The sequence below is a fragment of the Ferruginibacter yonginensis genome, from assembly GCF_042651465.1.
In the GTDB taxonomy this organism is placed as follows: Bacteria; Bacteroidota; Bacteroidia; order Chitinophagales; family Chitinophagaceae; genus Ferruginibacter; species Ferruginibacter yonginensis.
The window spans coordinates 228,580-254,473 of the sequence record NZ_JBHSCZ010000002.1 but is presented as its reverse complement, the minus strand read 5'-3'; the positions used below and the strand labels follow the sequence as shown (position 1 = coordinate 254,473).

The window sequence follows — 25,894 nt, the reverse complement described above, 5'->3', positions numbered from 1 at the left end:
TATTTTTTATGAAATATAATTTTTTAAAAACAGCTTTTGTACTTGGTAGTGCTATTGCTTTAGCAAGTTGTACCAAGTTAGATGAGAAATTAGACAGTGCCTTAACATTGCCTCAAGCTCAAGCATTAACCAATGCTGATCAATTATTGAAGGCAACATACAACTCAATGCAAGATGCGTTAACATCACAAGACAGATTCATCTCTTTATCAGAACATTCAACTGATGAAATGGTTGGTCCAACAAGATCTACTGACTGGGATGATAATGGTGTTTGGAGAGTTATTCATACCCATAATTGGGATGCGGATCACCAACAAGTTACAGCAACATTTGAAAACTTGTTGATTATGCAGTTTAACGCTACCAATGTATTGAACTTTAACCCATCACCAGCACAAGCTGCTGAAGCTCGTTTTTTAAGAGCGTTTTCAATGTGGGCAACCTTAGATGGTTGGAACCAAGTTCCATACAGACCAACCGGCACTAGCTTATCAGCAGCGCCAATTGTATTAAAAGGTGGTCAAGCATTAGATACAATTATTAGCGAATTAAATGCTATTATTCCAACTTTAGGTACTGCTGCAAAAAATAGAGCTAACAAAAATGCTGCAAGAGCTTTATTAATGAAATGCTATTTAAACAGAGCTGTGTATACAAGCAACAGAAAGTCGTTTACATTCGCTGCGGCTGATATGAACCAAGTAATTACATTAGCTGATCAAATTATTAGTTCAGGTAGCTATTCACTTAATAGCAACTATTTTGCTCAGTTTGGTCCAAGTAACAATACCAGCACAGAAAATATTTTTACTTATGGTGGTGGTGTAACTGAAAACCAAGGTCGTTCTGGTAACAATGTTCGTAGCCGTTGGCACATGTCAATGCACTACAACCAAAACCCAGGTGGTTGGAATGGTTTTACAACATTATCTGACTTTTACAACAAATTTGAAGCAGTTGATAAACGTCGTGGTGCAGCATTCCCAGTATCAGGCTATAACAACCCGGGTGGTAGAGTTAACGTTGGTTTCTTAGTAGGTCAACAATACGATTTAGGTAATGATACATTGCTAAAAGATAGAAATGGTAATTTATTAGTATTTACACCTGCTGTTGCTTTATCTGAAAGTAATCCTGCTACTTTAGAAAGATCTGGTATCCGTGTGGTAAAATACGCACCAGACTTTGCAAGTGATGATAACCCTGCAAACGAATTTGCATTTATTCGTTATGCTGATGTTTTATTAATGAAAGCAGAAGCATTATTACGTACTAACAATGCTCCGGCAGGTTTATTAATTGTAAATAATTTACGTTCAGTACGTGGTGCTACTGCTTTGGCTACATTAACAGAGCAAAACTTGTTAGATGAAAGGGGTCGTGAATTATACTGGGAAGGTTGGAGAAGAAACGACCAAATACGTTTTGGTACTTTCTTAGCTGCAAACCAATTAAAACCAAATGTAAGTGCTGATAAGTATTTATTATTCCCAATACCGAATAATGATTTAGCAGCAAATCCTAGTCTTGTACAAAATACAGGCTACTAAAAATGGCTTTTTTCAAGTTTCATAGTTAATTTTTTTTTGAGGGGTCGTTAAGAGGCAGTTGATTTATTAACTGCCTCTCTTTTGTTTACAAGGTTGCTGATTTTATTAAACCACACTTTCTTTATTACCACAAAAATTACAAGCATGTGTAAATTATTACGTTTATCATTTTTTTTGTGTTTGCTACTGCAATTACTAGCATGTCAAAATCAATCTAACAAAACAACAGCTGCTGAGCCAAATAGTATAAATAATTCAAAAAAATGGTGGAAAGAAGCCGTGGTTTACCAAGTATACCCTCGCAGTTTTAAAGATAGCGATGGCGATGGTATTGGCGATTTAAAAGGACTTACCTCACAATTAGATTATATTAAAAGCCTTGGTGTTGATATAGTTTGGCTCAACCCAATTTATAGTTCACCTAATGCCGATAATGGGTATGATATTAGCAACTACGATGATATTATGAAGGAGTTTGGTACCATGCAAGACTTTGATACCCTACTTGCAGCAATGCACCAACGTGGAATAAAGTTGGTACTCGATTTAGTTGTTAACCATTGTAGTGATGAACATGAGTGGTTTAAACAAGCAAGAAGCTCAAGAACCAACAAATACCGCAACTATTTTCACTGGTGGCCAGCAGAAAAAGGCAAACCACCTTTTAGGCCGGGTAGCTTTGAAGTAGATGGGAGTGGTTGGCGTTTTGATTCACTAACTAACAGCTACTATCTACATTATTTTAGTTACAAACAGCCCGATTTAAATTGGGAAAACCCAGCTTTACGAAAAGAAATTTATGCCATGATGAACCGTTGGCTTAAAAAAGGTATCGATGGTTTTAGAATGGATGTTATTCCCGTTATTGCAAAAGACACTACATTTCCTGTAATTACACAAGCGTTTCTTGATAAAAATTTTAATGGCGATTGGTTCCAGTATTTTGCAAGCACACCTAGCGTACATACCTATTTACAAGAAATGAATAAAGAGGTGTTAAGCAAATATGATGCAATGTCATTAGCAGAAGGAGCTGGCACAACAAAAGCTACGGCTATGAATTTTGTTGACCCATCAAGGCACGAACTCGATATGAGTTACCATTTTGATGGTGTTAGTTTAGGTTATGTACCGGGCTATTTCAAAAAAATGAATCCTAACTGGGATTTACCATCATTCAAAAAAATATACTCTGAGTGGGATAGTGTTTTTGCTAAAAAAGGATGGGGTACAATTTACCTCGGCAATCATGATCAACCACGTATGGTTACTCGTTGGGGTAACGATGCACCTGAGTATAGAGAAGTATCATCTAAAATGCTTACAACCTTTTTACTATCAATGAGGGGAACACCTTATTATTATTATGGCGACGAGCTGGGTATGACGAACATTAAGTTTGATAAAATTGAAGATTATAAAGATATTGAAACAATTGCAGCGTATGAGCAAGTAAAAAATAAAGGCGGCGACCTTAAGCAGTTTATTGAAGATCAAAAAACAGGAGGGGCAAGAGATAACGGCCGTACCCCAATGCAATGGAATGCAGGCACCAACGCCGGCTTTACAACAGGTTTACCATGGATTAAAGTAAACGATAATAAAAACACCATTAATGTTGAATTTGCTGAGAAAAATCCATCATCAACCCTGCATTATTTTAGGAAAATGATTCAGCTCCGTAAAGCACATAAAGATGTGCTGGTATATGGTGATTACAATTTACTCGATGCAAGTAATCCATCTGTTTATGCATATACTCGAGCTTCATCAACAGAAAAAGTATTGGTATTACTGAGCTTTAAGCCAACTGGTGGTGTATTTGATTTGGGCAATTTGCAATTAGCAGATGAATGGATTAATAACGCAACGCCATTAAAAGTAGTAGGTAACAAAGTTGTATTACAACCCTACCAAGCCTGCATTGTAAAATTAAAATAACGAGCACCAAATTTCTGTTTTATTAAATGACAAATACTTCAAAATCGAGTAGAATTGAATTAGTAGATGCATTGAGGGGCTTTGCTATTTTGTGCATCATCCTTATTCATAATATGGAGCGCTATGAGTTTAACTTCAACCTTCAAGATTTTCCTCAATGGTTAAAACTTTTAGATGCCAAAGTATTGTTTTGCGGTTATTTCCTTTTTGGAGGAAAAGCATATGCCATTTTTGCTTTGTTGTTTGGTTTTAGTTTTTTTATGCAACACCAAGCACAACATAAATTAGGTAATGATTATAGGTTGCGTTTTTTATGGCGCATGTTTATTTTATTAATTTTCGGATTTATAAACACCGCTTTCTATCAAGGTGATATTTTAACCATGTATGCTATACTAGGGTTGGTGTTAATACCTGTATGCAACCTCAGTAATAAAGCTATTTTAACCATAGCAGTAATTTTAATGGCCCAACCTGTTGAATGGTTTCGGTTTTTTTATGCATACCTGCATCCACAATATGTACCAACACCAAATGCATCAGTAGCTTATTATGAGCAAATAGCTGCTTACATGAATAACGGAAATTTTATTGATTACGTTGTAGGTAATGTAACGCTAGGTAAAGCAGCATCCTTATTATGGTCGTGGGAAAATGGTCGCTTTATGCAAGCGCCAGCTTTATTTTTATTGGGTTTTTTAATAGGTAGAATTAAACTTTTTAATATTGATAACAGCAACTTGTTGTTTTGGAAAAAAGTTTTAAGCGTAGCTATTATTTGCTTTGTGCCGTTATATTTTTTAGGTATGTTCTTACCAAATTTTATACAAAGGCCAGCATTATTAAACCCATTGAGTGTAACCATTGGCTCATGGACAAACTTTTCATTTATGACAATTTGGGTTGCTTTATTTGTATTGCTTTTTCAAAAACAACGAATACAAAAGCTCCTTATAAACCTTGTGCCAATTGGCAAAATGGGCTTAACGAGTTATATATTTCAATCTGTAGTTGGCTCCACCATTTACTATAAATATGGTTTTGGTTTATATAAATACACTGGTGCCGCAACGGCTTTGTTTATTGGCATTGCCTTGTTTTTATTAAATGTTGCATTTTGTAAATGGTGGTTAAAAACACACCAACAAGGTCCGCTTGAAAAAATTTGGCATCAACTCACTTTTTTAAAATTTTCATCATCAACAAATTAATTATGATACAGCACTCATTATACCGATCAGCGGTCGTTTTAATATTGATGGCTATTTCTATGATCAATTGTACATCATCTTCAACAAAACAAGTAACCCCAACAAATGTTACTGCAAAAAGTGATTGGTGGAAAAGTGCGGTTGTATATCAAATTTATCCACGTAGTTTTAAAGATAGCGATGGTGATGGTATTGGCGATTTAAAAGGAATCATTTCAAAATTAGATTATTTAAAAAGTTTAGGTATTGATGCTATCTGGTTAAACCCCATTTATACATCGCCTAATGATGATAATGGTTATGATATTAGTGATTACCGAACCATTATGAAAGATTTTGGTACCATGGAAGATTTTGATTTGTTGCTAAAAGGCATGCACGAACGTGGTATTAAATTGATAATGGATTTGGTAGTTAACCACAGCTCAGATGAACACCAATGGTTTAAAGAAAGTCGCCAATCAAGAGACAACCCTTACAGAAATTATTACCATTGGTGGCCTGCTGAAAAAGGTACACCTCCCTACCGTTGGAGCTTTTTTGATGTAAATAGCAATGCCTGGAAATATGATACATTAACCAACAGTTATTATCTACATTATTTTTCTCAAAAGCAACCTGATTTAAATTGGGAAAACCCCAAAGTAAGAAACGAAGTATACGATATCATGCGTTTTTGGCTTGATAAAGGTATTGATGGTTTTAGAATGGATGCTTTTCAATTCGCTTCAAAAGATACTACTTGGCCCGTATTACCTAAAGATTATCAAAAAGATGTGATTCGTTATTATGGCAAAGGCCCACATTTACATGACTATTTGCAAGAAATGAATAAAGAAGTATACAGTAAATACAATGTAATGTCTGTTGCTGAAGGCGCAGGTAGCTCACCTGCAGATGCCATGCAATTTGTTGACCCCGATAGAAAAGAACTCAATATAGCCTACCATTTTGAAAGTGTTGATATAGGCAACCATATCAACGATTTTGGGTTGGTAAAGTATAAACAAATATTTGAACGGTATGACAGCACTTTTAAAGATAAAGGCTGGCTGGCTATTTTTTTAGCCAATCATGACCAACCACGTATGGTATCAAAATTTGGTAACGATAGTGCAGCTTACAGCGCATTGTCATCAAAAATGTTATCAACCTTTGTATTAACCATGAGAGGTACTCCCTTTTATTATAATGGCGATGAGCTTGGTATGACGAATATTCGTTTCAATAGCATTGAAGATTATAATGATGTAGATACTCGTAATAAATACACTGCACTTCAGCAAAGCGGAGGCAACTTAAAAGCTTTTATTGAACTTAAAAAGCAAACGTCGAGAGATAATGGTCGTACACCATTTCAATGGGATAATACCACAAATGCAGGTTTTACTATTGGCAAACCTTGGCTAAAAGTTAATCCAAATTATACGAGTGTTAACGTTGCTATGCAAGAGCAAGATCCTAATAGTTGCTTAAACTATTTTAAAAAGCTGATACAATTGCGTAAACAAACCAACATCTTCACAACAGGAGCATGGGCATTGGTTGATAAAAATAATCCTGATGTATTTGCTTACACAAGAATTAATGGCAACGAACGCTACCTCGTAATGCTCAATTTTACATCAAAAAGTACTTCAATTAATACAGGTATCAATCTTGAAAAAGCAACATTGGTATTAAGTAATTATCCAAAAACAAGTACAATAGGAAACTTACAACCATACGAAGCAACAATTTTAAAATATTAGGTAGTCAATTACACAAAGGGTTGGTCAATTTATTTAAATTGACCCCCTTTACTTTTAAACATTTGTTCATGAAAGGTCGCTCATCATATTTACTACTGCTTGTTTTTTTAGTTGCTTGTAAACAAACCAATAAGCCAACCTTATTTTCTTTAGAAACCAATACGGGTATTGCTTTTACAAATACGGTAACCAATACACCCGATTTTAATATTTTTAGTTATCGTAATTTTTATAACGGAGGCGGTGTTGCCATTGGTGATATTAATAACGATGGCTTGGCGGATGTTTTTCTTACCAGCAACATGGGCGCTAACAAATTATACCTTAACAAAGGCAATTTTACTTTTGAAGATATTAGCGATAAAGCAGGCATTACTCAATTAGGTAAATGGAACACAGGCGTAGTAATGGCCGATGTAAATGCTGATGGTTGGTTAGATATTTATGTATGTAATGCTGGTTACGATAAATTTAAAAATAAAGATGGCAACGCCTTATTCATCAATAACCACAATCTAACTTTTACTGATAAAGCCGCTGCGGTTGGCTTAAACGATGGTGGCTACACAACCCATGCAGCATTTTTTGATTATGATTTAGATGGTGATTTAGATTGTTACATACTTAACAATAGTTTTATACCCGTTAATACACTCAACTATAGTAACAAACGTACCCTACGAGCCAATGATTGGCCAATTGAAGATTTTGCAAAAGGTGGTGGCGATAAACTCATGCGAAACGATAATGGTATTTTTAAAGATGTGAGCGACTCCGCCAATATTTACGGTAGCTTAATTGGTTTTGGCTTAGGCGTTACAGTGGCTGATGTTAATGGTGATCATTACCCAGATTTATATATTTCAAACGATTTTTTTGAGAGAGATTATTTGTACATCAACCAACAAAATGGCACTTTTAAAGAAGATTTAGAAAATCGTATGCAGCATACCAGCCTAGCCTCAATGGGTGCTGATGTTGCCGATATTAATAACGATGGTGCTCCTGATATTTTTACAACCGATATGTTGCCCGGCGATGAACAACGTTTAAAAACCACCGCATCGTTTGATAATTATGATATTTATCAATACAAAGTGAAACAAGGGTTTTACCATCAATTTCAACAAAATGCTTTACAAATAAATGATGGTAAAGGCAACTTTAAAGAAACTGCCAATTACAGTGGCGTAAGTGCAACAGACTGGAGTTGGGGTGCACTAATTTTTGATGCTGATAATGATGGCTTGCAAGATTTATATGTGTGTAACGGTATTTACAAAGATGTAATTGACCAAGATTTTATTGATTTTTTTGCAGACGATTTGTATCAAAAAATGGCATTGAGTGGCCAAAAAACCGATATGCAGCAAATTGTAGATAAAATGCCATCTGTACCAATTTTAAACAAAGCATTTAAAAACAAAGGCGGTTTGCAGTTTAGTGATGAAGGCATCAATTGGGGCTTTACTACACCTTCGTTCAGCAATGGGGCAGCGTATGGCGATTTAGATAATGATGGCGATCTTGATTTAGTAATTAACAATGTTAATATGCCTTCGTTTGTGTATAAAAATCATGCACAAGAAAATGCCGCAACTCATTACATTAGTATTCAATTGAAAGGAGCATCGCCAAATACGTTTGCTATTGGTAGTACTGTAAAAGTATTTACTGGTAATAATATTTATAGTCGTGATGTATACCCTGCAAGAGGCTTTCAATCATCTACCGATTATAAAATGGTGGTAGGTCTCGGCAATAGTATGGTTGATAGCGTACAAGTTATTTGGCCTAATAATATGCAATCAACCATTGTAAAACCTACCATCAACACATTGCTTACTATTGATTATAATATAGTGGCTAAGCAAGTTTTTAAAAGTGCTACTAACAGCAATAATCCTATTATTTTTCAAGCAGCTAACCAAAATTTTGATGCCCATAAAGAAAATGATTTTACGGAGTTTTATCAAGATAGAAATGTACCTGTAATGTTGTCAAAAGAAGGTCCGCAAGCAGCCGTTGCTGATGTGAATGGCGATGGGTTAGATGATGTATTTATAGGAGGAGCGGCTGGCACTACAGGCAATTTATATGTGCAAACTGTAGCTGGTACTTTTAATAAAGCCAGTGTTGCTTGTTTTGAAAAAGACAAAGCCTTTGAAGATGTTGCTACCTTATTTTTTGATGCAGACAATGATGGCGATAAAGATTTAATTGTTGGAAGTGGAGGTAATAATTTGCCGCCGCATCATCCATTATTACAACTACGATTGTACACCAATGATGGTAAAGGCAACTTTGTAAAATCAACCGAAACATTTACTGATAACAGTGCAAACATCAGCACCATTGTAGCGCATGATATAGATAATGATGGCGACCTTGATTTGTTTGTGGGTGGACGAAGTTTATCATACAATTATGGAGCAGCACCACAGAGTTATATTTTTACAAACAATGGTAAAGGCCATTTTATTGATGATACCAAACGTTTGGCTCCAGCAATAAGTAACATTGGTATGGTTACCTCAGCCACTTGGGCTGATGTGGTGGGTGATAAAAATAAAGAACTCATTATTGTAGGAGAGTGGATGACGCCCCAAATTTTTGAACATAAAAATGATAAGCTTTCGTTAGTAACTACCAACCTTAATAACTATTTTGGTTGGTGGCAAACAGTTACAACTACTGATGTTAATGGTGATGGTAAATTAGATTTATTGTTAGGCAACATCGGTGAAAATGCTTATTTAAAACCAACACAAGAGGCTCCTATTAAATTATGGATGAAAGATTTTGATAATAATGGCATCATTGATAAAGTATTTTCAAGAACAGTTAATGGAGCAGATGTTCCGTTGTTTTTGAAAAAAGAGTTTACTGAAATATTGCCCATTTATAAAAAAGAAAACTTATTGCATAAAGATTTTGCAACAAAATCAATACAAGATATTTTCAAAAAAGAATTGCTTGATAAAGCAACAGTTTTACAATTTAATACTTGTGGTTCATACGTAGCTATCAATAATGGCAATGGCAACTTTACTTTGCAATTAATGCCAACAGATGTTCAATTATCAAGTGCCAATAGTATTTTACCTATTGATGTTGATAATGATGGCATCAACGAAATAGTAGTAGCAGGTAATAACACCAATTTTTTACCACAGTTTGGTAGGTTAGATGCGAATAGTGGTGTGGTACTAAAAGTTAAGCCTGACCATACATTAGTTGTAATGCAGCAGCAATACACCGGCCTTAATATACAAGGTGTTGTTAAATGCATTCAGCCCATAACTATTAAACAATCAAAAGCAATTTTATTTACACGTAACAATAATTATCCATTACTTTTTTCCTTTAAAGCACAATAAAATGAAAAAAATCTTCCTCATCATTATTTGGTCAAGTGTAGCGCATCAAATTGTAAAGGCGCAAACACCTAGTTTCCCTACTAGTAGTAATGCCGACTTAATAAAGGCCATGACGTTGTATGAAAAGGCTCGTATCATTATGGGTTTGGGTATGGATGTGCCTGCTTTTGGTCCTGATAAAATGCCACCCGATACTGCTAAACCCTACAACCCTGTTGATGGTGCTGCCGGTACCACTTATGCCATTGCAAGGTTAAAAATACCTGCAATTGTATTAGCCGATGGCCCTGCTGGTTTGCGTATTAACCCAACAAGAGCTAATGAAAAAAATACTTACTACTGTACTGCTTTTCCTATTGGTACATTGTTAGCAAGTTCATGGAACCCAACTGTAGTAAAAAATGTTGGTAATGCCATTGGTAATGAAGTAGCTTTTTATGGAGCCAATGTTTTATTGGCACCAGCCATTAACATTCATCGCAACCCTTTGGGTGGTCGTAACTTTGAATACTATTCTGAAGATCCGGTAGTTTCTGGTAAAATAGGCGCTGCCTATATTATGGGTGTTCAAAAAAACAATGTAGGTACTTCTATAAAGCATTTTGCTGCAAATAATCATGAAGCAAATAGAATGAATATTGATGTGCAAATGACACAACGCACTTTACGTGAAATTTATTTACGTGGTTTTGAAATTGTAGTGAAAGAAGCCAAACCATGGACGCTCATGTCATCTTACAACAAAATAAACGGCACCTACACTTCACAAAGCAATGATTTAATAACTACTATTTTACAAAAGGAATGGGGTTATAAAGGTTTGGTGATGACGGATTGGTTTGCTGGTGATAACGGTGCAGCGCAAATGGCAGCAGGCAACCATATGATAATGCCCGGCACCAAAAAGCAGCTAGATGACATTATCAATGCAGTAAATAATGGTACTTTAAAAATAGAAAGCTTAAACGAAAATGTGGATAGGGTTTTAAACCTCATCAGACAATCACAAAAAATTGCAACGCTAAAAACAATTCGTAACAAAACACAAAATGCAGCAGTGTCACGTATGGCTGCTACAGAAGGAATGATTCTTTTAAAAAATGAAAACAGCAGTTTGCCCCTCAATAAACCTGCTACTAAAATTGCATTGTATGGCAATATGAGCTACCGCACTGTAATTGGTGGTACTGGTAGTGGTGATGTAAATAAGGAGTACAGTGTTTCCATTGCTGATGGTTTTGTAAAAGCTGGTTATCAAGTAAATAATGATATTATAAAAGCCTATAATAACCATTTAATAGAAAGCGATAAAAATATAAAGCCACCAGCAATGTGGTTTATGCCAAAAGAGTTGCCACAAGAAATGGATATAGCTATAGCTACTTTACAAAATGAAGCAGCTACTAACGACGTTGCAATTTTAACTATTGGTAGAACGAGTGGTGAATTTGAAGACAGGGCATTGAGTAATTTTTATTTATCAGACAAAGAAAAAACACTCGTTAAAAATATTAGTGACGCCTACCATGCAAAGGGTAAAAAATTAATTGTATTACTCAATATTGGTGGTATTATTGAAATGGCTTCATGGCAAGCTGCTGCTGATGCTATTTTAGTAACATGGCAACCAGGCCAAGAGGCAGGTCATGCAATTGCTGATATTGTTAGTGGTAAAGTAAACCCGAGTGGTAAGTTGGCTACTACTATTCCGGTTGATTATAATGATTTATCTACTGCAAATGGTTTTCCGGGCACACCTGCAGCAATGCCTACTAGTATCACTTATAACGAAGGTGTTTATGTTGGTTATCGCTATTTTGAAAAAGCTACTAAGCCTGTTGTGTATGAATTTGGTTTCGGAAAAAGCTATACTAATTTCAACATTAGTAATATTAAATTGACAAACAGCATCTTTAAAAATCAAATTGGTGTGAGTGTTACAGTTACGAATACAGGTAAAGTAGCTGGTAAAGAAGTTGTACAATTATATTTAGGAGCACCTAGTGCCAATACTGATTTCAGTAAACCTGTAAAGGAACTAAAAGCATTTATGAAAACTACTTTGCTTGCGCCACAACAATCGCAGGTTATACAATTTACTATTTCGAAAAGAGATTTGTGTTCGTTTAACGAGGCTCAGTCTGCTTGGGTGGCTGATGCTGGTAAATACGAAGTTTTAATAGGTTCATCATCAAAAAATATTGCTCAGAAAGCTGCTTTTACTTTACCACAAACAATGGTTGTTGAAAAAGTAAACAATGTATTAGCACCTATCAATAATATCAACACATTAAAATTGTAACTATGGCACTCAAACTAGCAGCTACTTCTATAATAGCAGCGCTTGTAACAACTGCAAGTTTTGCACAGCAAACACCTGATCAACTTTATGGCGATTTGTTTAAAGCCGTGCAGATGAAAAAAATTTTTGGTGATGGTAAAACCTTTGTTGATTGTACACCTAAGCGTTCTATAACAGCAATTATGGCTGATTATAAACGCAATGCTAAAGATACTTCTACTGCTTTTTTGAAAAATTTTGTAGCTGCAAATTTTGAGCAACCTATTGTACCAAAAGTTACCAACGATGCTCCCGATAATGATGTGGTGGCACATATTAATACATTGTGGAATACACTCAAAAGAGCATCTGATAAAAAAGTAAATGGTAGTAGTTTAATTTCTTTACCGTATCCGTACATAGTGCCAGGCGGTCGTTTTAGAGAAATTTATTATTGGGATTCATATTTTACCATGCTGGGATTAAAAGAAAGCAAGCAATATGAAACCATTGAAAATATGATTAAAAACTTTGCTTACTTAATTGATCAATATGGTCATATTCCAAATGGTAATAGAACTTATTACATCAGCCGTTCGCAACCACCATTTTTTTCGTTAATGGTTCAATTGTTAGCAAGTATTAAAGGTGATGCTGTTTATAAAACTTATTTACCACAATTAACTAAGGAGTATAATTATTGGATGGAAGGTGCTGCTAATATGAAAATTACGGGTGCTTTTAAAAGAGTGGTTCGTTTAAATGATGGCACTATTTTAAACAGGTATTTTGATGAAGCTAATACACCAAGGCAAGAGAGTTATGCAGAAGATGTAGCTACGGCAAACGAAGCTGCAGCAGTATATGCAAGTAACAAGCGCTGGTCATCACCTGCGGCAATGAATAAGGCTATAGCACAATATAAAAAAACAATATACAGCCATTTAAGAGCAGGCGCCGCAAGTGGTTGGGACTTTAGTAGTAGGTGGTTTGCTGATGGTGAACATATTGCTACTATTGAAACAACTGATATTATTCCGGTTGATTTAAACGCTTTGCTACTCAATATGGAGCAAGTATTGCATTACGCCAATACCGTTGTAAAGCAACCAACTAAAGCAAATTATTATTTAAAACAATACAACAAGCGTTACAAAGCTATTCAACAAATATTTTGGAGTAACTCATTACAATTTTTTGTGGATTATAATTTCGTAAAACAACAACAGTGTAACATTATTGCTGCAGCAGGTATGTTTCCTTTTTGTTTTAATAATATGGATAGTAAAATGCCACAACACACTATCAACGATGCTTTGCCAACATTTAAAGCACAGTTGTTGAAAGATGGTGGCGTATTATCTACCCCACTTACCACTAAACAACAGTGGGATGCACCCAATGGTTGGGCGCCTTTACAATGGATGAGTATTTGGGCACTCGAAAGAAATAATGAAACAACCTTAGCAGCAGATGTTGCTAAAAGGTGGATTCAATTAAATACAACCGTATATAAAAATACGGGAAGGTTAATGGAAAAATACAATGTTGTAAATACAACGTTAGCAGCTGGTGGAGGGGAGTATCCTGGTCAAGATGGTTTTGGATGGACCAATGGGGTACTCCTTACTTTAATAAAAAAATATGGTGCAGCCACCAATTAAAATACAGGATAGTAAAATTGCGTAACCCATTTGCTACTATCTGGTTGCAGGCTTCTATCTGTAATTAGTAATTGAAAAGGTATGGCCGGACTAATATATTTATGATCTGCCTTATACTTTTCAAATTGTAAAAATTGTTGTGTTACTTTTTGTACACCACCTATAATGCTATCACTCACCAAAAATTTACCATGTGGCAACATTTGTTTAAAAGCAATGTTGCCATTGTTATTAAGGCGTTTGTTAATAGGCAGGCCAATCATAAAATAAAATGAACTGTCGCCCACTTGTGTAATATGAAACATGGCATGATTCGTAGCAGTTGCATTGCTTTGAGTGGCATAATTTTTTAACTGTGTTACCACTTCATATACCTGCTGTGTGGTAGGGTAATGGCTGCTTTGGCTTTTAATGGTAATTATACAAGTGTCATTCACTTCAGTTTCTTTAACCCTCATACCATATACCTTTACATCATCTTCAATAAAATTTTTAAAGTGATTTAATACATCTGTGAGGGTAGTTTTAATTTCTTTTGCTTCAAAATAATAAGTTATTTTTTTTATTGGATTTTGGGTTGCTGGCATATCAAATGTCCAAGTAACAATTACAGTATCGCTTTGTATTGGAAAAAAGCTAACAGTGCTATTCAAAGTATAGTTATCATTTTTAATAACAATGTTACTGCTATTAATATCATTGGTATGGATGTTATTGAAAGAGTAGTTAGCAATGCTGAAATGATTACTATTGCTGTTTTGTAAAGGAAACCATTGTGACCAAATACTGCTATCTGCAAAACACCTTTTTACAGTTAGCATAGGTGCTTTAAAAGTAAAGATTTTGCTAGCTGTAATTTTTTGGGGTATCAATAAATAAACAAAAACCAAGGAAGCTAGTAGCAATGAAGCAGCTACAATAATAATTTTTTTCAATGCGTTACTTTTTACTATACACTTTTTCACCATTTACCCAAGTACCTAAAACGTTGGTTTGTAAAATGGCATTTTTATTACAAGTCATTAAATCAGTATCCAACATAATAAAATCAGCTGCTTTACCTTTTTCTAAACTACCTTTTTCTTTTTCTTCAAAAGCACTTTTGGCGGCCCAAATCGTCATGCCATAAATAGCTTCTTTTCTACTCAATGCATTTTCCATTTCAAAACCTGCAGCAGGGTAGCCTTTACTATCTTGCCTTGTAACGGCTGCATAAAAAGTTTTAATAGGTTCAATATACTCCACCGGAAAATCAGTCCCCAAAGGTATCCACCCATTTGTTTGTAATAATTTTTTAAATGCGTAGGCGTTTTTTATGCGTTCAGCACCTAGCCTATCAGTAGCCCAATACATATCGCTAGTAGCATGTGTAGGTTGTACCGATGGTATAATGTTGTAATCGGTAAAATAATGAAAATCACTAGCATCTACTACCTGCGCATGTTCAATACGCCAACGTTTATCGTTTTTACCTTTTAATACATTAGCATAAATATTTAAAATGGCACGGTTGCCACTATCGCCAATGGCATGTGTACACATTTGTAAATCAGTATTTGCAAATAACTGAGCAGCCTTTTCAAAATGTGGTAATGTATTGAGTAAAAAGCCCTTCCATCCTGCTTTGTCACTATAGTCATGCAACAAACAAGCGCCTCTACTACCTAATGCACCATCTGCATAAAATTTAAAACCACCCACATGTAAGCGTTCCATTTTAAGCGGACCAGATTTTGCCCATTTTTCATAGTAGGTTGTATCGTCAGAAAGCAGTGCAAAAATTTTCATTTTTAAACCATTGTTAGCTTGTGCATCTTTCACTAAATCAATATTATGTTCACTTACACCACAATCGTGTACGCCGGTAAGGCCTGCTGCAAAACAATATGCTTGCGCATCATTGAAATATTTTTTTGCAAGACTATCACTAATATTCGGCACTTTTTTTTCTGCGAAATGCATGGCATTATCAACTAAAATACCTGTAAGTGCTCCGTTTTTTTGTTCAATGTCGCCACCGGGTATTTTAGTTGTAACATCAATACCAGCAAGGGTTAAAGCTTTTTGATTGAGTAAGGCTGCATGTCCATCAACACGTTTTAAAAATACCGGTCTGTTGGGAAACAAGCTATCTAAAATGGCTTTATTGGGGTATTGTTTATCGGCCCAATCGTTTTGGTCCCAACCCCTGCCATAAATCCATTCCATTGGAGCGTTTGTACTATAAACTTTTAGCTTTTCAATAATTTCATTGAAAGAAGTGGTACCTACTAAGTTACATTTCCACATATCGGTTGCGTAACCTGTAAAATGGCAATGGGCATCAATAAAGCCCGGAAAAATAGTTTTACCTGTACCATCAATTACCTCTTTACTACTGTACAAAGCATTAATTGCTGAATCGCTACCCACTGCTACAATTTTACCATCATTAATAGCCATGGCTTGTGCAACTGTAAAGTTGCTATCAGCCGTATAAATAGTGGCATGTTGTATTATTGTACTTACTTGTTTTTTGTTGTTACAAGCTGACAATACTATTGCGAATATGAGTAAGTAAGCCATAGATTTTTGAAGCATAAAATGTTACTTTTTAAAAGTGTTGAAGCTATAAAATTACATGCTTATCCTTATAATGCCATCGGTAAAAATTATAAATATTTAGGCAGATAATGCCATTTGCAAATTAACTTTACCGAATGTTTGATGCAACCAACGTAAACGATTTAATGGCAAAAACCGCTCATTGGCAGGCCATGCAAAATCAACACATTACTGAAAATAATATTGATGAACTCCGCCATGTGCTTCGTTTTCATGAATATAGATATTATGTGGTGAATAACCCATTAATAGCCGATTATGAGTATGATATGTTATACAAAAAGTTGGAAGCTTTTGAAAAAGCAAACCCACTTTTTATAACGAGTGATTCACCTACACAACGTGTAGGCAAAGGGCTAATCAAAAATTTTGCAAAAGCACAACACTTGGTACCTATGTTATCGTTAGATAACTCGTACAATGCGGCTGATTTAATTGATTTTGATAGAAAAGTAAAAGAGCTTTCAGGTAAAGATGTTATTGAGTATTGTGTGGAGCCTAAGTTTGATGGTGCCAGTATATCATTGGTGTATGAAAACAACCAACTCGTTAGAGGTATTACAAGGGGCGATGGTGAAGTGGGTGATGATATTACACCTAATGTGCATCAAATAAAATCGATACCCTTACATGCCAACTTTAGCCAATTTGGTATTGAGCAAATTGAAATAAGGGGTGAAGTATTAATGAACAAAAATAACTTTGCTCAATACAACCAAACGTTAATAGATGAAGGTTTGCCCCCATTAGCAAACCCACGAAATGCAGCAGCAGGTACGCTTCGCATGAAAGATCCTAGTATTGTAAGCAAACGAAATTTAGAAGCTTTTTTATACCATGTAAGTTTTGTTAGCACTTATAAAGATGGTAGTTCACAAGTTCCATCTACACACAGTGGGTTTTTACAAATGTTGTGGGCTGTGGGTATGAAGAGCCCCAAAAATGAAATGCGTACATTGAAAGGTATAGATGCCGTAATAAACTACATCAATGATTTTGAAGCTGGTAGAGATGCATTGCCTTATGAAATTGATGGTATGGTAATTAAGGTAAATGATATTGCCCAACAAGATCAGTTAGGCATGACCTCACACCACCCTCGTTGGGCGATAGCCTATAAATTTAAGGCCCGACAAGCAACCAGCAAATTATTGGGTGTGGAGTTTCAGGTGGGTAGAACAGGCGCCGTTACACCAGTTGCTAAAATAGCAGCAGCACAAGTAGGAGGTGTAACAGTTACGAGCATATCCATACATAATGACGATTATATTAAAGAGAAAGATTTAAAAATTGGTGATACTATTTTAATTGAACGCAGCGGTGATGTAATTCCACAAATTGTAAAATCATTAACTGAATTAAGAGATGGAAGTCAGACAGATATTGTGTTTCCGCAACAATGCCCTGTTTGTAATGATGTGTTGGTAAGGCCAGAAGGTGAAGCGGTGTGGCGTTGTGTAAACATCAACTGCGAAGCACAAGTGGTGGAACGTATGATTCACTTTGTGAGTAAAGATGCGATGGATATTAAAAGTTTTGGTGAAGCCAACGTACGTAAATTTTTTGCTGCAGGTATTATTAAAGATGTACCATCTATTTATAAAATTACCGCCACACAGTTACAACAATTAGAAGGCTTTGGTGAAAAATCAGTCACTAATTTATTAGCAGCCATTGAAGCGTCAAAACAACAACCATTACACCGAGTTATTTACGGCTTAGGTATAAGGTATGTTGGTGAAACAACAGCCAAAACTTTAGCACAAAGCATTGATACCATTTTTGATTTAGCCAGTAAATCGAAAGAAGAACTTCAGCAAATGGATGACGTTGGTGTAAAAGTAGCTGAAAGCATCGCTTCATTTTTCACCAATCAAGATAATATTGATATGCTACAAGCATTATCAGCAGCTGGTTTGCAAATGAAGGGGCAACCAAAAGAATTAGCATCAACAGGGCTAGCCGGACAAACTTTTTTATTTACAGGTACCCTCAATAAATTAAAAAGAAGTGATGCAGAAGCTTTAGCTGAAAGCCACGGAGGTACTATTTTAAGTGGTGTAAGTAGTAAGTTAAACTATTTAGTAGTAGGTGCAGATGCAGGTAGTAAATTAGAAAAAGCAAAAAAAATTGCTACTATAAATATTATTTCAGAAGATGATTTTATCAACATGATGAATCAATAAAAAAATTAAAATGATCCAAAAAGCAACATTACAGTTTTTAACGGAACTGAAAAAGCATAATGATAAAGAATGGTTTGATGCCAATAGAAAAAAGTATGAATCTGCTAAAGATGATATACAACAATTAACCCAACAATTGATTGATGCTATTGGTGCTTTTGATAGTAATATAGCCGTGCTACAACCGAAAGAGTGCACCTTTAGAATTAATAGAGATGTACGTTTTTCAAAAAACAAAGCACCGTATAAAACCAATATGGCAGCCTATTTTGCTAAAGGCGGTAAAAAATCTACCAATGCTGGGTACTACTTACACATAGAGCCAGGTGCTTCATTTTTGGCTGCTGGCTGTTGGGGCCCTGAGCCAGCTAAACTAGCGGCTATACGGCAAGAAATTGATTATAATTTTAGTGATTGGAATAAACTGGTTACATCAAAAACATTTACACAAACATTTAAAAATGGGTTGTCACAAGAGCAAGTATTGTTACGACCACCTAAAGGGTATGACGAACACAACCTAGCCATACAGTATTTAAAATTAAAAGGTTTTATTGTTACACAAACTTTAGATGATGCACTATTAACATCAACAACAATGGTGAAGGAAATAACTAAAATGTTTAAGGTAGCACAACCATTTGTTGATTTTTTAAATACGGCCGAATAAATTTTTGTGGTTATACATTCGTTTATATCTTTGCAACATCTTTAAAAAATGTTTAAGCAATTTATAGCTGCCATATTACTAATAGCCTTTATAGCAGGCACTTTCAGCAAAAACTTGCTGGTGGCAGATTATTATTTAAACACCAATGCTTATGCAAAAAACTGTATCAATAAAGCCAAACCAAAACTACGTTGTAATGGTAAATGCCAAATGATGAAGAAGTTGCAAGAAGAAGAAAAAAACGAAAACCAACAGAACGAACATAGAGAACAAGCAAAAAATCAAATCGTATCTTCTAAATCATTTTTTGCCACAACACATAATATTGTTTTTACTGAAATAAATAACAACGCTTTCGCATTATTGTATACACATGGAACCCCTGTGGCCATGCCTCGTAGTTGTTTTCACCCACCATCAGTATAGTTTTACATATAACTGTAATTACCATTTCAAACAATTTCTTTTTTAAAAATTGACACTTTAATGTGTGCAATATTGTAATGCTTTTGTGTATGCAAGTATACAAACAGGCACTTTATTGTAATAACTTATACATATAACATGAAAAAATTATTTTTCGTAGCCATCGCTGCTACTAGCCTATTTACATCTTGTAAAAAAACAGATACACCTATTTCTACAGACATGAATGCAACAGGTAAAATTGCTGTTGAATTTGATAATGTTGTTGGTGCTTCAGACTTACAACTTAATACAGGTACCTATACAAATGCATCTAACGAAAGTTTTAAAGTAACCACATTAAAGTATTTTGTAAGTAATTTCTCCTTCACAAAAACAGATGGAACTGTTATCACCATACCGCAAAAAGAAAGCTATTTTTTAATTGATGAAAGCATTGATGCTTCACATGCACCTGAGTTTACCTTACCCGTTGGTCAGTACAAAAGTGTATGTTTTATGGTAGGTGTTGATAGTTTACGTAACACCAAAGATATTAGCGAAAGAACGGGTGTACTTGACCCAGCTACTACTGCTGCTGGCATGTATTGGAGTTGGAACAGTGGCTATATACATTTTAAACTCGAAGGAACGTCATCTGCATCGCCACAAACTGGTAATATATTTCAATACCATATTGGTTTGTTCGGTGGCTACACATCACCTACAATCAACAATACCCGTATTGTAACGCTAGATTTATCTGCAAGAGGTATTGCTGTAGTTAAAAAAGACAATACGAGTGATGTGCATTTATTTGCAGATATTTTAAAAGTGTTTACTGGTAATACCAACGTAAGTATTGCAAGCGTTTCTGCCGTACATGGGGCAACCAACAGTGCTAACATTGCAAACAATTATAAAGCAATGTTTACGCATGATCATACACATAACTAATCAACAGCAACACTATGAATTATAAATTTATATGGGTGATTAGTTGCTTTGTTGTAGGCTTAATTGCCTGCAACAAAGCCATCACTGAAATAGAAAACTTTGTTGGGTTTCAACAGCCTACTCATTTTCCTGCACCTACTTATAATTTTGCTGCTAATACTGTTTCAAAAGATGGTTTTGCATTGGGCAGAAAATTATTTTACGACCCTATATTATCTGCCGATAACAGCATCAGTTGTGGTAGTTGCCATATTCAATCATCAGCATTTACACAGCATGGGCACAGTGTGAGTCATGGTATATTTGATCAACTAGGTACACGTAATAGTTTACCTATTATGAATTTAGCATGGAACACAAATTTTTTATGGGATGGTGGTGTGTTTAACCTCGACTTACAGCCCATCATTCCCATTACTGCTCCTGAAGAAATGGGCGAAAGCATGGCCAACGTCCTTCAAAAACTTCGTAACAATGGTACCTATGCGCCCATGTTTCAAAAAGCATTTGGTAGTACTGATATTAATGCAACGGTGGTATTAAAAGCATTATCGCAATTTATGTTGATGTGTGTGAGTGATCAATCAAAATATGATAGTGTAAAACGCAACCAAGCAAGCTTTACGGAGGCTGAAAGTAAAGGCTATACTGTATTTCAACAAAAATGCAATGGCTGTCATACCGAACCCCTGTTTACCAATTTTTCATTTAAAAATAATGGATTGGCTCCTAGTATTATTGATGACAAAGGCCGTTATAACATCACTCATCAAGACAATGATTTATATAAATTCAGGGTGCCTAGTTTGCGAAATTTGTTTTACACAGCACCCTATATGCATGATGGCAGGTTTTTTACATTAAATGCTGTATTAGCACACTATGATCACCAAGTACAACCTTCAACTACGTTAGATGTTATTTTCACTCAAAACAATCCAATTGGTATTCCATTAAGTAATACTGAACAACAACAATTGCTGGCATTTTTAAATACGTTGAATGATGCCAATTTTATTTCGAATAGAAACTTATCAGAACAGTAATTAAGAACAAGAATAGTAGATATAATATCAATCGGTATAGATACCTATTATTTATAAACTGAGTTGTATGAATAAAATTATAAAATGGATATTGATAGTAATGTTGGCATTGCCGAATATCACTAAAGCCTGCGATATATGTGGCTGCGGTGCTGGCAATGCTTATATTGGTGTATTGCCCGATTTTAAAAAGAAAATTATTGGCTTGCGTTATCGATATAACAATGTACGAACACATATCGGCTTAGGTGGTGCTACTACCTACTTAACAACAAATGAAAGTTACAAAGTGGCTGAGGTTTGGGCAGGATGGAATATTGGTAAAAAATTTAGGCTCATGGCATCATTACCATATAATTTCAATGAAAGAAATACGGCAACAAACAAAGCACAAAAAAATGGATTGGGCGATATAATACTTTCAGGGTATTATCAGCTACTCAATAAACGTACGCCTGTTATGGGTACAAAATTATTAGTGCAAAGCTTATGGGTAGGTGCAGGTATTAAAGCACCCACAGGTAAGTATGAAACCGCTGATAAAAACGGACGTAACCAAAATGCTAATTTATTTCAATTAGGTACGGCTAGTACAGATTTTTTAATTCAAACTATGTATGATGTACGTTTAAATGATGTGGGATTAAATATATCGGCTAATTACAAAATGAATACTAATAACAAGTATGATTATAATTATGGAAATAAATTAAGTATAAACGGTCAATTGTATTATAAATTCAACATCAACAATAAATGCACTTTGGCACCAAATTTAGGTGTGCAATGGGAGCAATCTCAAAAAGATATTGATAATAAAACCTTGGTTGATTTATCTGGTGGGCGCTTACTAACAGGCACTTTTGGTGTTGAAACATCGTTTAAAGCACTGTCTATGGGGGCTAATTTTCAGCCAGTATTGCAACAAAATTTGGCAAGTGGGTTTGTACAAGCAGGTAATAGAGGTATGGTGCATGTGGCAATAAGCTTATAAAAAAATGCCGGCGATAGATATCACCGGCCTTACTTACCTCTGAAACCACAATAAAAATTTATACTAGTTTACTAGATTGCATTAATTACCCGTTAAAAGTGCTGGTATTTGTTAGGATGTGAAGGAAGTAAAGCCGCTTACTACATTTCGTTCGAATATGTAAAGTAACATCAATTTTTTTAAACTGATGTTATTTTTTTTTAATGTATAGTTAATTTTTATTGGTTAATAGCTGCGGCAGCTAGTTGGTATACTTTCTTTTTTTTGCGGTTGTACCACCAAACTGGTGCTGTTTTTTTCATTAAAGTATCAATACCTCTCATGCCAAATAGTTTCCAAAGTCCGTTAAGCTTACCACCTAAACTACTTTGCATGGCTCTTAAACTCATCGCAAAGCCACTTTCAATATACTCCATGTGGTGCCAATAGCCAGCCGGCATAAATAAAGTATCGCCATGCTCTAAAATTACCTCATACCCTTGGGCTTTTTTTACAGCCGGGAAATTTTCATAATCAAAAGATTCATGATAATTGGCGTAATTGGCCAAGCTCAATACTTCCCATGGTTTGCGGTATAATTTGTACTGTTCTTCATGCGGAAAAAGCAATACCCTTTTTTTACCTGAAAACTGGGTGTGTAAAATATGGCTCATATCAATATCAAAATGCATGTGAGTTACAGAGCCTTCGCCTCCTACAAAAAGCATCGGGTATTTTTTTACAAAGCCCTTCATCAATTCATCTGGCCAGGTAAAATCCTTCACTACTTCAGGTGCATGTTGAAAAATATTAAAAAGAAATATGCGTAAATCAAGCGGACCAGCTTTTACCTTTTTTAAGTAATCGCCAAATTTCATGTACGCATCAGCCGTGTTAATGGGTGTGTAGGAGTCGCTTTTTATGTTATTGTAAACGCCTACTTCTTTATCGCCTACTATATCAATAAAATAATCCCAATTCCATTTATTATAAGCAGGCCATTGTTTTGCTAAGTTTTTAATTACAACTGGTTTTTTGGTGTTGTAATACAATTTCTTAAAATCAGCGGCTGAAATGCTATCTACCGTATCTACAGGTTTTAACTGCATAATTAATTAAAATTTAATATGCAAAAATAACAAATACCAACTGTGTGGCAATCATTTGCGCTGCTATTGAGCATAAAAAAACAGCAACCGCTTTCGAAGTTGCTGTATGTATTATCCTTACAAACTAAAACTAAGGCTGTGTTTGAGCATCATTTTTTTGACGCTTTATATTTCTGCTCAATTTTCTTTTATCTTGTCTTAAATCTTTACGCTCTGCTGGTGTTACTACGCCATCGGCTTTGTAAGCTTTTTGCTCTTGGTAAACGGCTGCTTGTTGCGATTTTAAACGTACCGTTTCTGCCTTTGTTAGTTCACCGCTTTTTACACCTTGGCGAATACGCTTATTGTCTGTACGCAAGCTAGTGGCTGGTCTTGCAGCAACAGTTTGTGCAAATGAAGCAGTGGTTGCAGCGCTAAAAATAGTAACGGCTAATAATAATTTAATATGCATGGCTTGTAATTTTTATTGTTATGTATGATAGACTTTTGTGTTTTTCAAAAGTTTAAACGCCGGTTAATAAAATTTATTTTTTTATGTTGGCATAATATTGAAACTTTTTCGATGATAAGGCGTTAGCCCATGTAATGCAATAGCATGGCGGTGTGTAGCCGTGCCGTATCCTTTGTTGCGTTGCCAATCGTACTCAGGGTGTTGAAAGTGTAATTGGTTCATATATGCATCCCTATAGGTTTTTGCCAAAATACTGGCTGCTGCTATAGCGGCGTATTTGCCATCGCCTTTAACAATGCACTCATGTTTTATTAATGGGTAAGGTTTAAAGCGATTGCCATCTATCAATAAAAAATGAGGTGTAGTGTTCAGTTTCGCAATAGCAAGGTGCATGGCTTTGTATGAAGCTTGTAAAATATTAATAGCATCAATATCATTATTATCAACGCTGGCTACTGCAAAAGCAATACTTTGTTGTTCAATAATAGGTTTTAGTATATCCCTATTTTTTTCAGATAATTTTTTGCTGTCATTTAATAATGGGTGATGAAAATTTGGTGGTAATATTACTGCAGCTGCAAATACAGGTCCTGCATAGCAACCCCTGCCAGCTTCATCTACTCCGGCTTCTACAAAATGTTCATGTAAGTAAGGTAGTAACATCGTTTACAAATATCTTGTTTAGCAACCTATTCACCACGGCATTTCGTAAATTTGTAATAATATTTTTTTTATGACAGCAGTAAGAAGGTGGGTGCTAGCAACATTTATATTAACGTTCATCGTAATTATAGCAGGTGGTATAGTTCGTACCACACAAAGTGGAATGGGTTGCCCTGATTGGCCTCGTTGTTTTGGTATGTGGGTGCCGCCAACCAATGCTGCACAATTACCACCCGATTTTGAAAAATATTTAAAAGTTCAGGATATTGACCACAGCTTTAATGTTTACCATACTTGGATTGAATATGTAAACCGCCTAGTAGGTGCCTTACTTGGTTTGTTTGCCATTATACAAGCTGCGTTGTTATTTAAAAAACGAAAAGAACAAACACAAGCATTTCGATTAGCACTAGCTTTTTTGATTATTGTAATATTAACCGGCTTGTTTGGTGCAATAGTAGTAAAATTGAATTTGGCCCATCTTAGCATATCGGTTCACTTGTTATTTGCATTGGCATTATCGCAAATACAATTAGCCTTGTTAATGTGTGTAACAAACAGGTTGTTCAAAAAAACAGCTGGTATTAAAATGCGTAAAGCTTTATTTTATATGCTCATCGTTGTATTCATACAAAGTGTGCTAGGTACTATGGTAAGAATGTATGTAGATGATGTTTCAAAACAATTGCATTACGAACAAAGAGCTGCTTGGTTGGCCGAAATGCCTATTGCTTTTTTAATTCACCGCAGTTTTTCGTGGATTGTTTTACTCTCCGTTTTTTATATTACATGGTATTGCCGTAAAGTAGCAGCACTTAAAAAGCCTTTACAAAATTTATTGGGTATTGTGTTATTAAGTGCCACTACTGGTATTGTGTTATTTTATTTAGATATGCCAGCCGTGGCCCAACCCATACATTTGTTATTGGCAACATTAGCCATTACACAAATTATGTATGCGTTGTTAAATACAAAAAACACAACTGATCTTTTAAAAGGGTAAGTAAAATTGTAAAAGAACTAGTGTAATTTTAAGGTAATAATATCAC

Annotated in this window: 19 protein-coding genes; 14 read left to right on the top strand and 5 right to left on the bottom strand. The window is 35.2% G+C overall.

Annotated features, from left to right (window positions below):
- The first annotated feature begins 8 nt into the window (after positions 1-8).
- The 7 genes from ACFOWM_RS08265 to ACFOWM_RS08235 all read left to right on the top strand — a co-directional run bounded on the left by ACFOWM_RS08265 (position 9) and on the right by ACFOWM_RS08235 (position 13,781).
- Complete coding sequence (locus ACFOWM_RS08265; RefSeq protein ID WP_379708745.1) at positions 9-1,553, top strand: RagB/SusD family nutrient uptake outer membrane protein; 1,545 nt, start codon at positions 9-11, stop codon at positions 1,551-1,553.
- A gap of 144 nt (positions 1,554-1,697) precedes the next feature.
- A complete protein-coding gene (locus tag ACFOWM_RS08260; protein WP_379708743.1) occupies positions 1,698-3,494 on the top strand; it encodes a glycoside hydrolase family 13 protein in 1,797 nt (598 codons plus the stop codon).
- Positions 3,495-3,520: 26 nt separating this feature from the next.
- Entirely contained in the window at positions 3,521-4,705 is a 1,185-nt protein-coding gene (locus ACFOWM_RS08255) for a DUF418 domain-containing protein (RefSeq protein ID WP_379708741.1), read from the top strand.
- Between the two features lie 2 nt (positions 4,706-4,707).
- Entirely contained in the window at positions 4,708-6,456 is a 1,749-nt protein-coding gene (locus tag ACFOWM_RS08250) for a glycoside hydrolase family 13 protein (protein WP_379708739.1), read from the top strand.
- 68 nt (positions 6,457-6,524) lie between these two features.
- Complete coding sequence (locus ACFOWM_RS08245) at positions 6,525-9,836, top strand: VCBS repeat-containing protein (RefSeq protein WP_379708737.1); 3,312 nt, start codon at positions 6,525-6,527, stop codon at positions 9,834-9,836.
- Between the two features lies 1 nt (position 9,837).
- On the top strand, positions 9,838-12,138 hold the full coding sequence (locus tag ACFOWM_RS08240) for a beta-glucosidase (RefSeq protein WP_379708735.1): 2,301 nt from the start codon (positions 9,838-9,840) through the stop codon (positions 12,136-12,138).
- A gap of 2 nt (positions 12,139-12,140) precedes the next feature.
- Positions 12,141-13,781: a trehalase family glycosidase gene (locus ACFOWM_RS08235; protein ID WP_379708733.1), complete on the top strand. Its 1,641-nt coding sequence runs from the start codon at positions 12,141-12,143 to the stop codon at positions 13,779-13,781.
- On the opposite strand, the gene ACFOWM_RS08230 is transcribed toward ACFOWM_RS08235, so the two are convergent.
- Both ACFOWM_RS08230 and ACFOWM_RS08225 read right to left on the bottom strand, forming a co-directional pair.
- Positions 13,778-14,716: a hypothetical protein gene (locus ACFOWM_RS08230; protein ID WP_379708731.1), complete on the bottom strand. Its 939-nt coding sequence runs from the start codon at positions 14,714-14,716 to the stop codon at positions 13,778-13,780. The genes ACFOWM_RS08235 and ACFOWM_RS08230 overlap by 4 nt on opposite strands.
- A 4-nt stretch (positions 14,717-14,720) precedes the next feature.
- Entirely contained in the window at positions 14,721-16,361 is a 1,641-nt protein-coding gene (locus tag ACFOWM_RS08225; protein WP_379708729.1) for an amidohydrolase, read from the bottom strand.
- A 119-nt stretch (positions 16,362-16,480) separates the two neighbouring features.
- Here ACFOWM_RS08225 and ligA point away from each other — a divergent pair, with 119 nt between their 5' ends.
- From ligA to ACFOWM_RS08195, 6 genes are all read left to right on the top strand, one after another.
- A complete protein-coding gene (ligA, locus tag ACFOWM_RS08220; protein ID WP_379708727.1) occupies positions 16,481-18,571 on the top strand; it encodes an NAD-dependent DNA ligase LigA in 2,091 nt (696 codons plus the stop codon).
- A 10-nt stretch (positions 18,572-18,581) separates the two neighbouring features.
- Entirely contained in the window at positions 18,582-19,241 is a 660-nt protein-coding gene (locus tag ACFOWM_RS08215) for a DUF2461 domain-containing protein (RefSeq protein WP_379708725.1), read from the top strand.
- Positions 19,242-19,289: 48 nt separating this feature from the next.
- The gene (locus ACFOWM_RS08210; protein WP_379708723.1) at positions 19,290-19,667 is read left to right on the top strand and encodes a hypothetical protein; all 378 of its coding nucleotides are present in this window, start codon (positions 19,290-19,292) and stop codon (positions 19,665-19,667) included.
- 138 nt (positions 19,668-19,805) lie between these two features.
- On the top strand, positions 19,806-20,603 hold the full coding sequence (locus ACFOWM_RS08205) for an MbnP family protein (protein ID WP_379708721.1): 798 nt from the start codon (positions 19,806-19,808) through the stop codon (positions 20,601-20,603).
- Positions 20,604-20,617: 14 nt separating this feature from the next.
- Positions 20,618-21,649 carry a cytochrome-c peroxidase gene (locus ACFOWM_RS08200; protein ID WP_379708719.1) on the top strand — a complete coding sequence of 344 codons (1,032 nt, stop codon included), beginning with the start codon at positions 20,618-20,620 and terminating at the stop codon, positions 21,647-21,649.
- A 67-nt stretch (positions 21,650-21,716) separates the two neighbouring features.
- Positions 21,717-22,643, top strand: coding sequence for a transporter (locus tag ACFOWM_RS08195; RefSeq protein ID WP_379708717.1), 927 nt, complete (start codon positions 21,717-21,719; stop codon positions 22,641-22,643).
- Positions 22,644-22,861: 218 nt separating this feature from the next.
- Here the strand turns inward: ACFOWM_RS08195 and ACFOWM_RS08190 are convergent, their stop codons facing one another.
- The 3 genes from ACFOWM_RS08190 to ACFOWM_RS08180 form a co-directional block, all read right to left on the bottom strand.
- Positions 22,862-23,731 carry a cupin-like domain-containing protein gene (locus tag ACFOWM_RS08190; RefSeq protein ID WP_379708715.1) on the bottom strand — a complete coding sequence of 290 codons (870 nt, stop codon included), beginning with the start codon at positions 23,729-23,731 and terminating at the stop codon, positions 22,862-22,864.
- Between the two features lie 130 nt (positions 23,732-23,861).
- The gene (locus tag ACFOWM_RS08185) at positions 23,862-24,182 is read right to left on the bottom strand and encodes a hypothetical protein (protein WP_379708713.1); all 321 of its coding nucleotides are present in this window, start codon (positions 24,180-24,182) and stop codon (positions 23,862-23,864) included.
- Positions 24,183-24,263: 81 nt separating this feature from the next.
- Positions 24,264-24,845 carry a ribonuclease HII gene (locus tag ACFOWM_RS08180; protein ID WP_379708711.1) on the bottom strand — a complete coding sequence of 194 codons (582 nt, stop codon included), beginning with the start codon at positions 24,843-24,845 and terminating at the stop codon, positions 24,264-24,266.
- A 70-nt stretch (positions 24,846-24,915) separates the two neighbouring features.
- Here ACFOWM_RS08180 and ACFOWM_RS08175 point away from each other — a divergent pair, with 70 nt between their 5' ends.
- A complete protein-coding gene (locus ACFOWM_RS08175; RefSeq protein ID WP_379708709.1) occupies positions 24,916-25,848 on the top strand; it encodes a COX15/CtaA family protein in 933 nt (310 codons plus the stop codon).
- Positions 25,849-25,894: the final 46 nt, after the last annotated feature.

Excerpts from the sequence above, each read along its gene's own strand:
- ACFOWM_RS08180 (WP_379708711.1), bottom strand. The coding sequence starts at position 24,845 with ATGTTACTACCTTACTTACATGAACATTTTGTAGAAGCCGGAGTAGAT.
- ACFOWM_RS08260 (WP_379708743.1), top strand. The coding sequence starts at position 1,698 with ATGTGTAAATTATTACGTTTATCATTTTTTTTGTGTTTGCTACTGCAA.
- ACFOWM_RS08215 (WP_379708725.1), top strand. The coding sequence starts at position 18,582 with ATGATCCAAAAAGCAACATTACAGTTTTTAACGGAACTGAAAAAGCAT.
- ACFOWM_RS08240 (WP_379708735.1), top strand. The coding sequence starts at position 9,838 with ATGAAAAAAATCTTCCTCATCATTATTTGGTCAAGTGTAGCGCATCAA.
- ACFOWM_RS08190 (WP_379708715.1), bottom strand. The coding sequence starts at position 23,731 with ATGCAGTTAAAACCTGTAGATACGGTAGATAGCATTTCAGCCGCTGAT.
- ACFOWM_RS08200 (WP_379708719.1), top strand. The coding sequence starts at position 20,618 with ATGAATTATAAATTTATATGGGTGATTAGTTGCTTTGTTGTAGGCTTA.
- ACFOWM_RS08245 (WP_379708737.1), top strand. The coding sequence starts at position 6,525 with ATGAAAGGTCGCTCATCATATTTACTACTGCTTGTTTTTTTAGTTGCT.
- ACFOWM_RS08250 (WP_379708739.1), top strand. The coding sequence starts at position 4,708 with ATGATACAGCACTCATTATACCGATCAGCGGTCGTTTTAATATTGATG.
- ACFOWM_RS08205 (WP_379708721.1), top strand. The coding sequence starts at position 19,806 with ATGAAAAAATTATTTTTCGTAGCCATCGCTGCTACTAGCCTATTTACA.
- ACFOWM_RS08175 (WP_379708709.1), top strand. The coding sequence starts at position 24,916 with ATGACAGCAGTAAGAAGGTGGGTGCTAGCAACATTTATATTAACGTTC.
- ACFOWM_RS08235 (WP_379708733.1), top strand. The coding sequence starts at position 12,141 with ATGGCACTCAAACTAGCAGCTACTTCTATAATAGCAGCGCTTGTAACA.
- ligA (WP_379708727.1), top strand. The coding sequence starts at position 16,481 with ATGTTTGATGCAACCAACGTAAACGATTTAATGGCAAAAACCGCTCAT.
- ACFOWM_RS08195 (WP_379708717.1), top strand. The coding sequence starts at position 21,717 with ATGAATAAAATTATAAAATGGATATTGATAGTAATGTTGGCATTGCCG.
- ACFOWM_RS08265 (WP_379708745.1), top strand. The coding sequence starts at position 9 with ATGAAATATAATTTTTTAAAAACAGCTTTTGTACTTGGTAGTGCTATT.
- ACFOWM_RS08210 (WP_379708723.1), top strand. The coding sequence starts at position 19,290 with ATGTTTAAGCAATTTATAGCTGCCATATTACTAATAGCCTTTATAGCA.
- ACFOWM_RS08225 (WP_379708729.1), bottom strand. The coding sequence starts at position 16,361 with ATGCTTCAAAAATCTATGGCTTACTTACTCATATTCGCAATAGTATTG.
- ACFOWM_RS08185 (WP_379708713.1), bottom strand. The coding sequence starts at position 24,182 with ATGCATATTAAATTATTATTAGCCGTTACTATTTTTAGCGCTGCAACC.
- ACFOWM_RS08255 (WP_379708741.1), top strand. The coding sequence starts at position 3,521 with ATGACAAATACTTCAAAATCGAGTAGAATTGAATTAGTAGATGCATTG.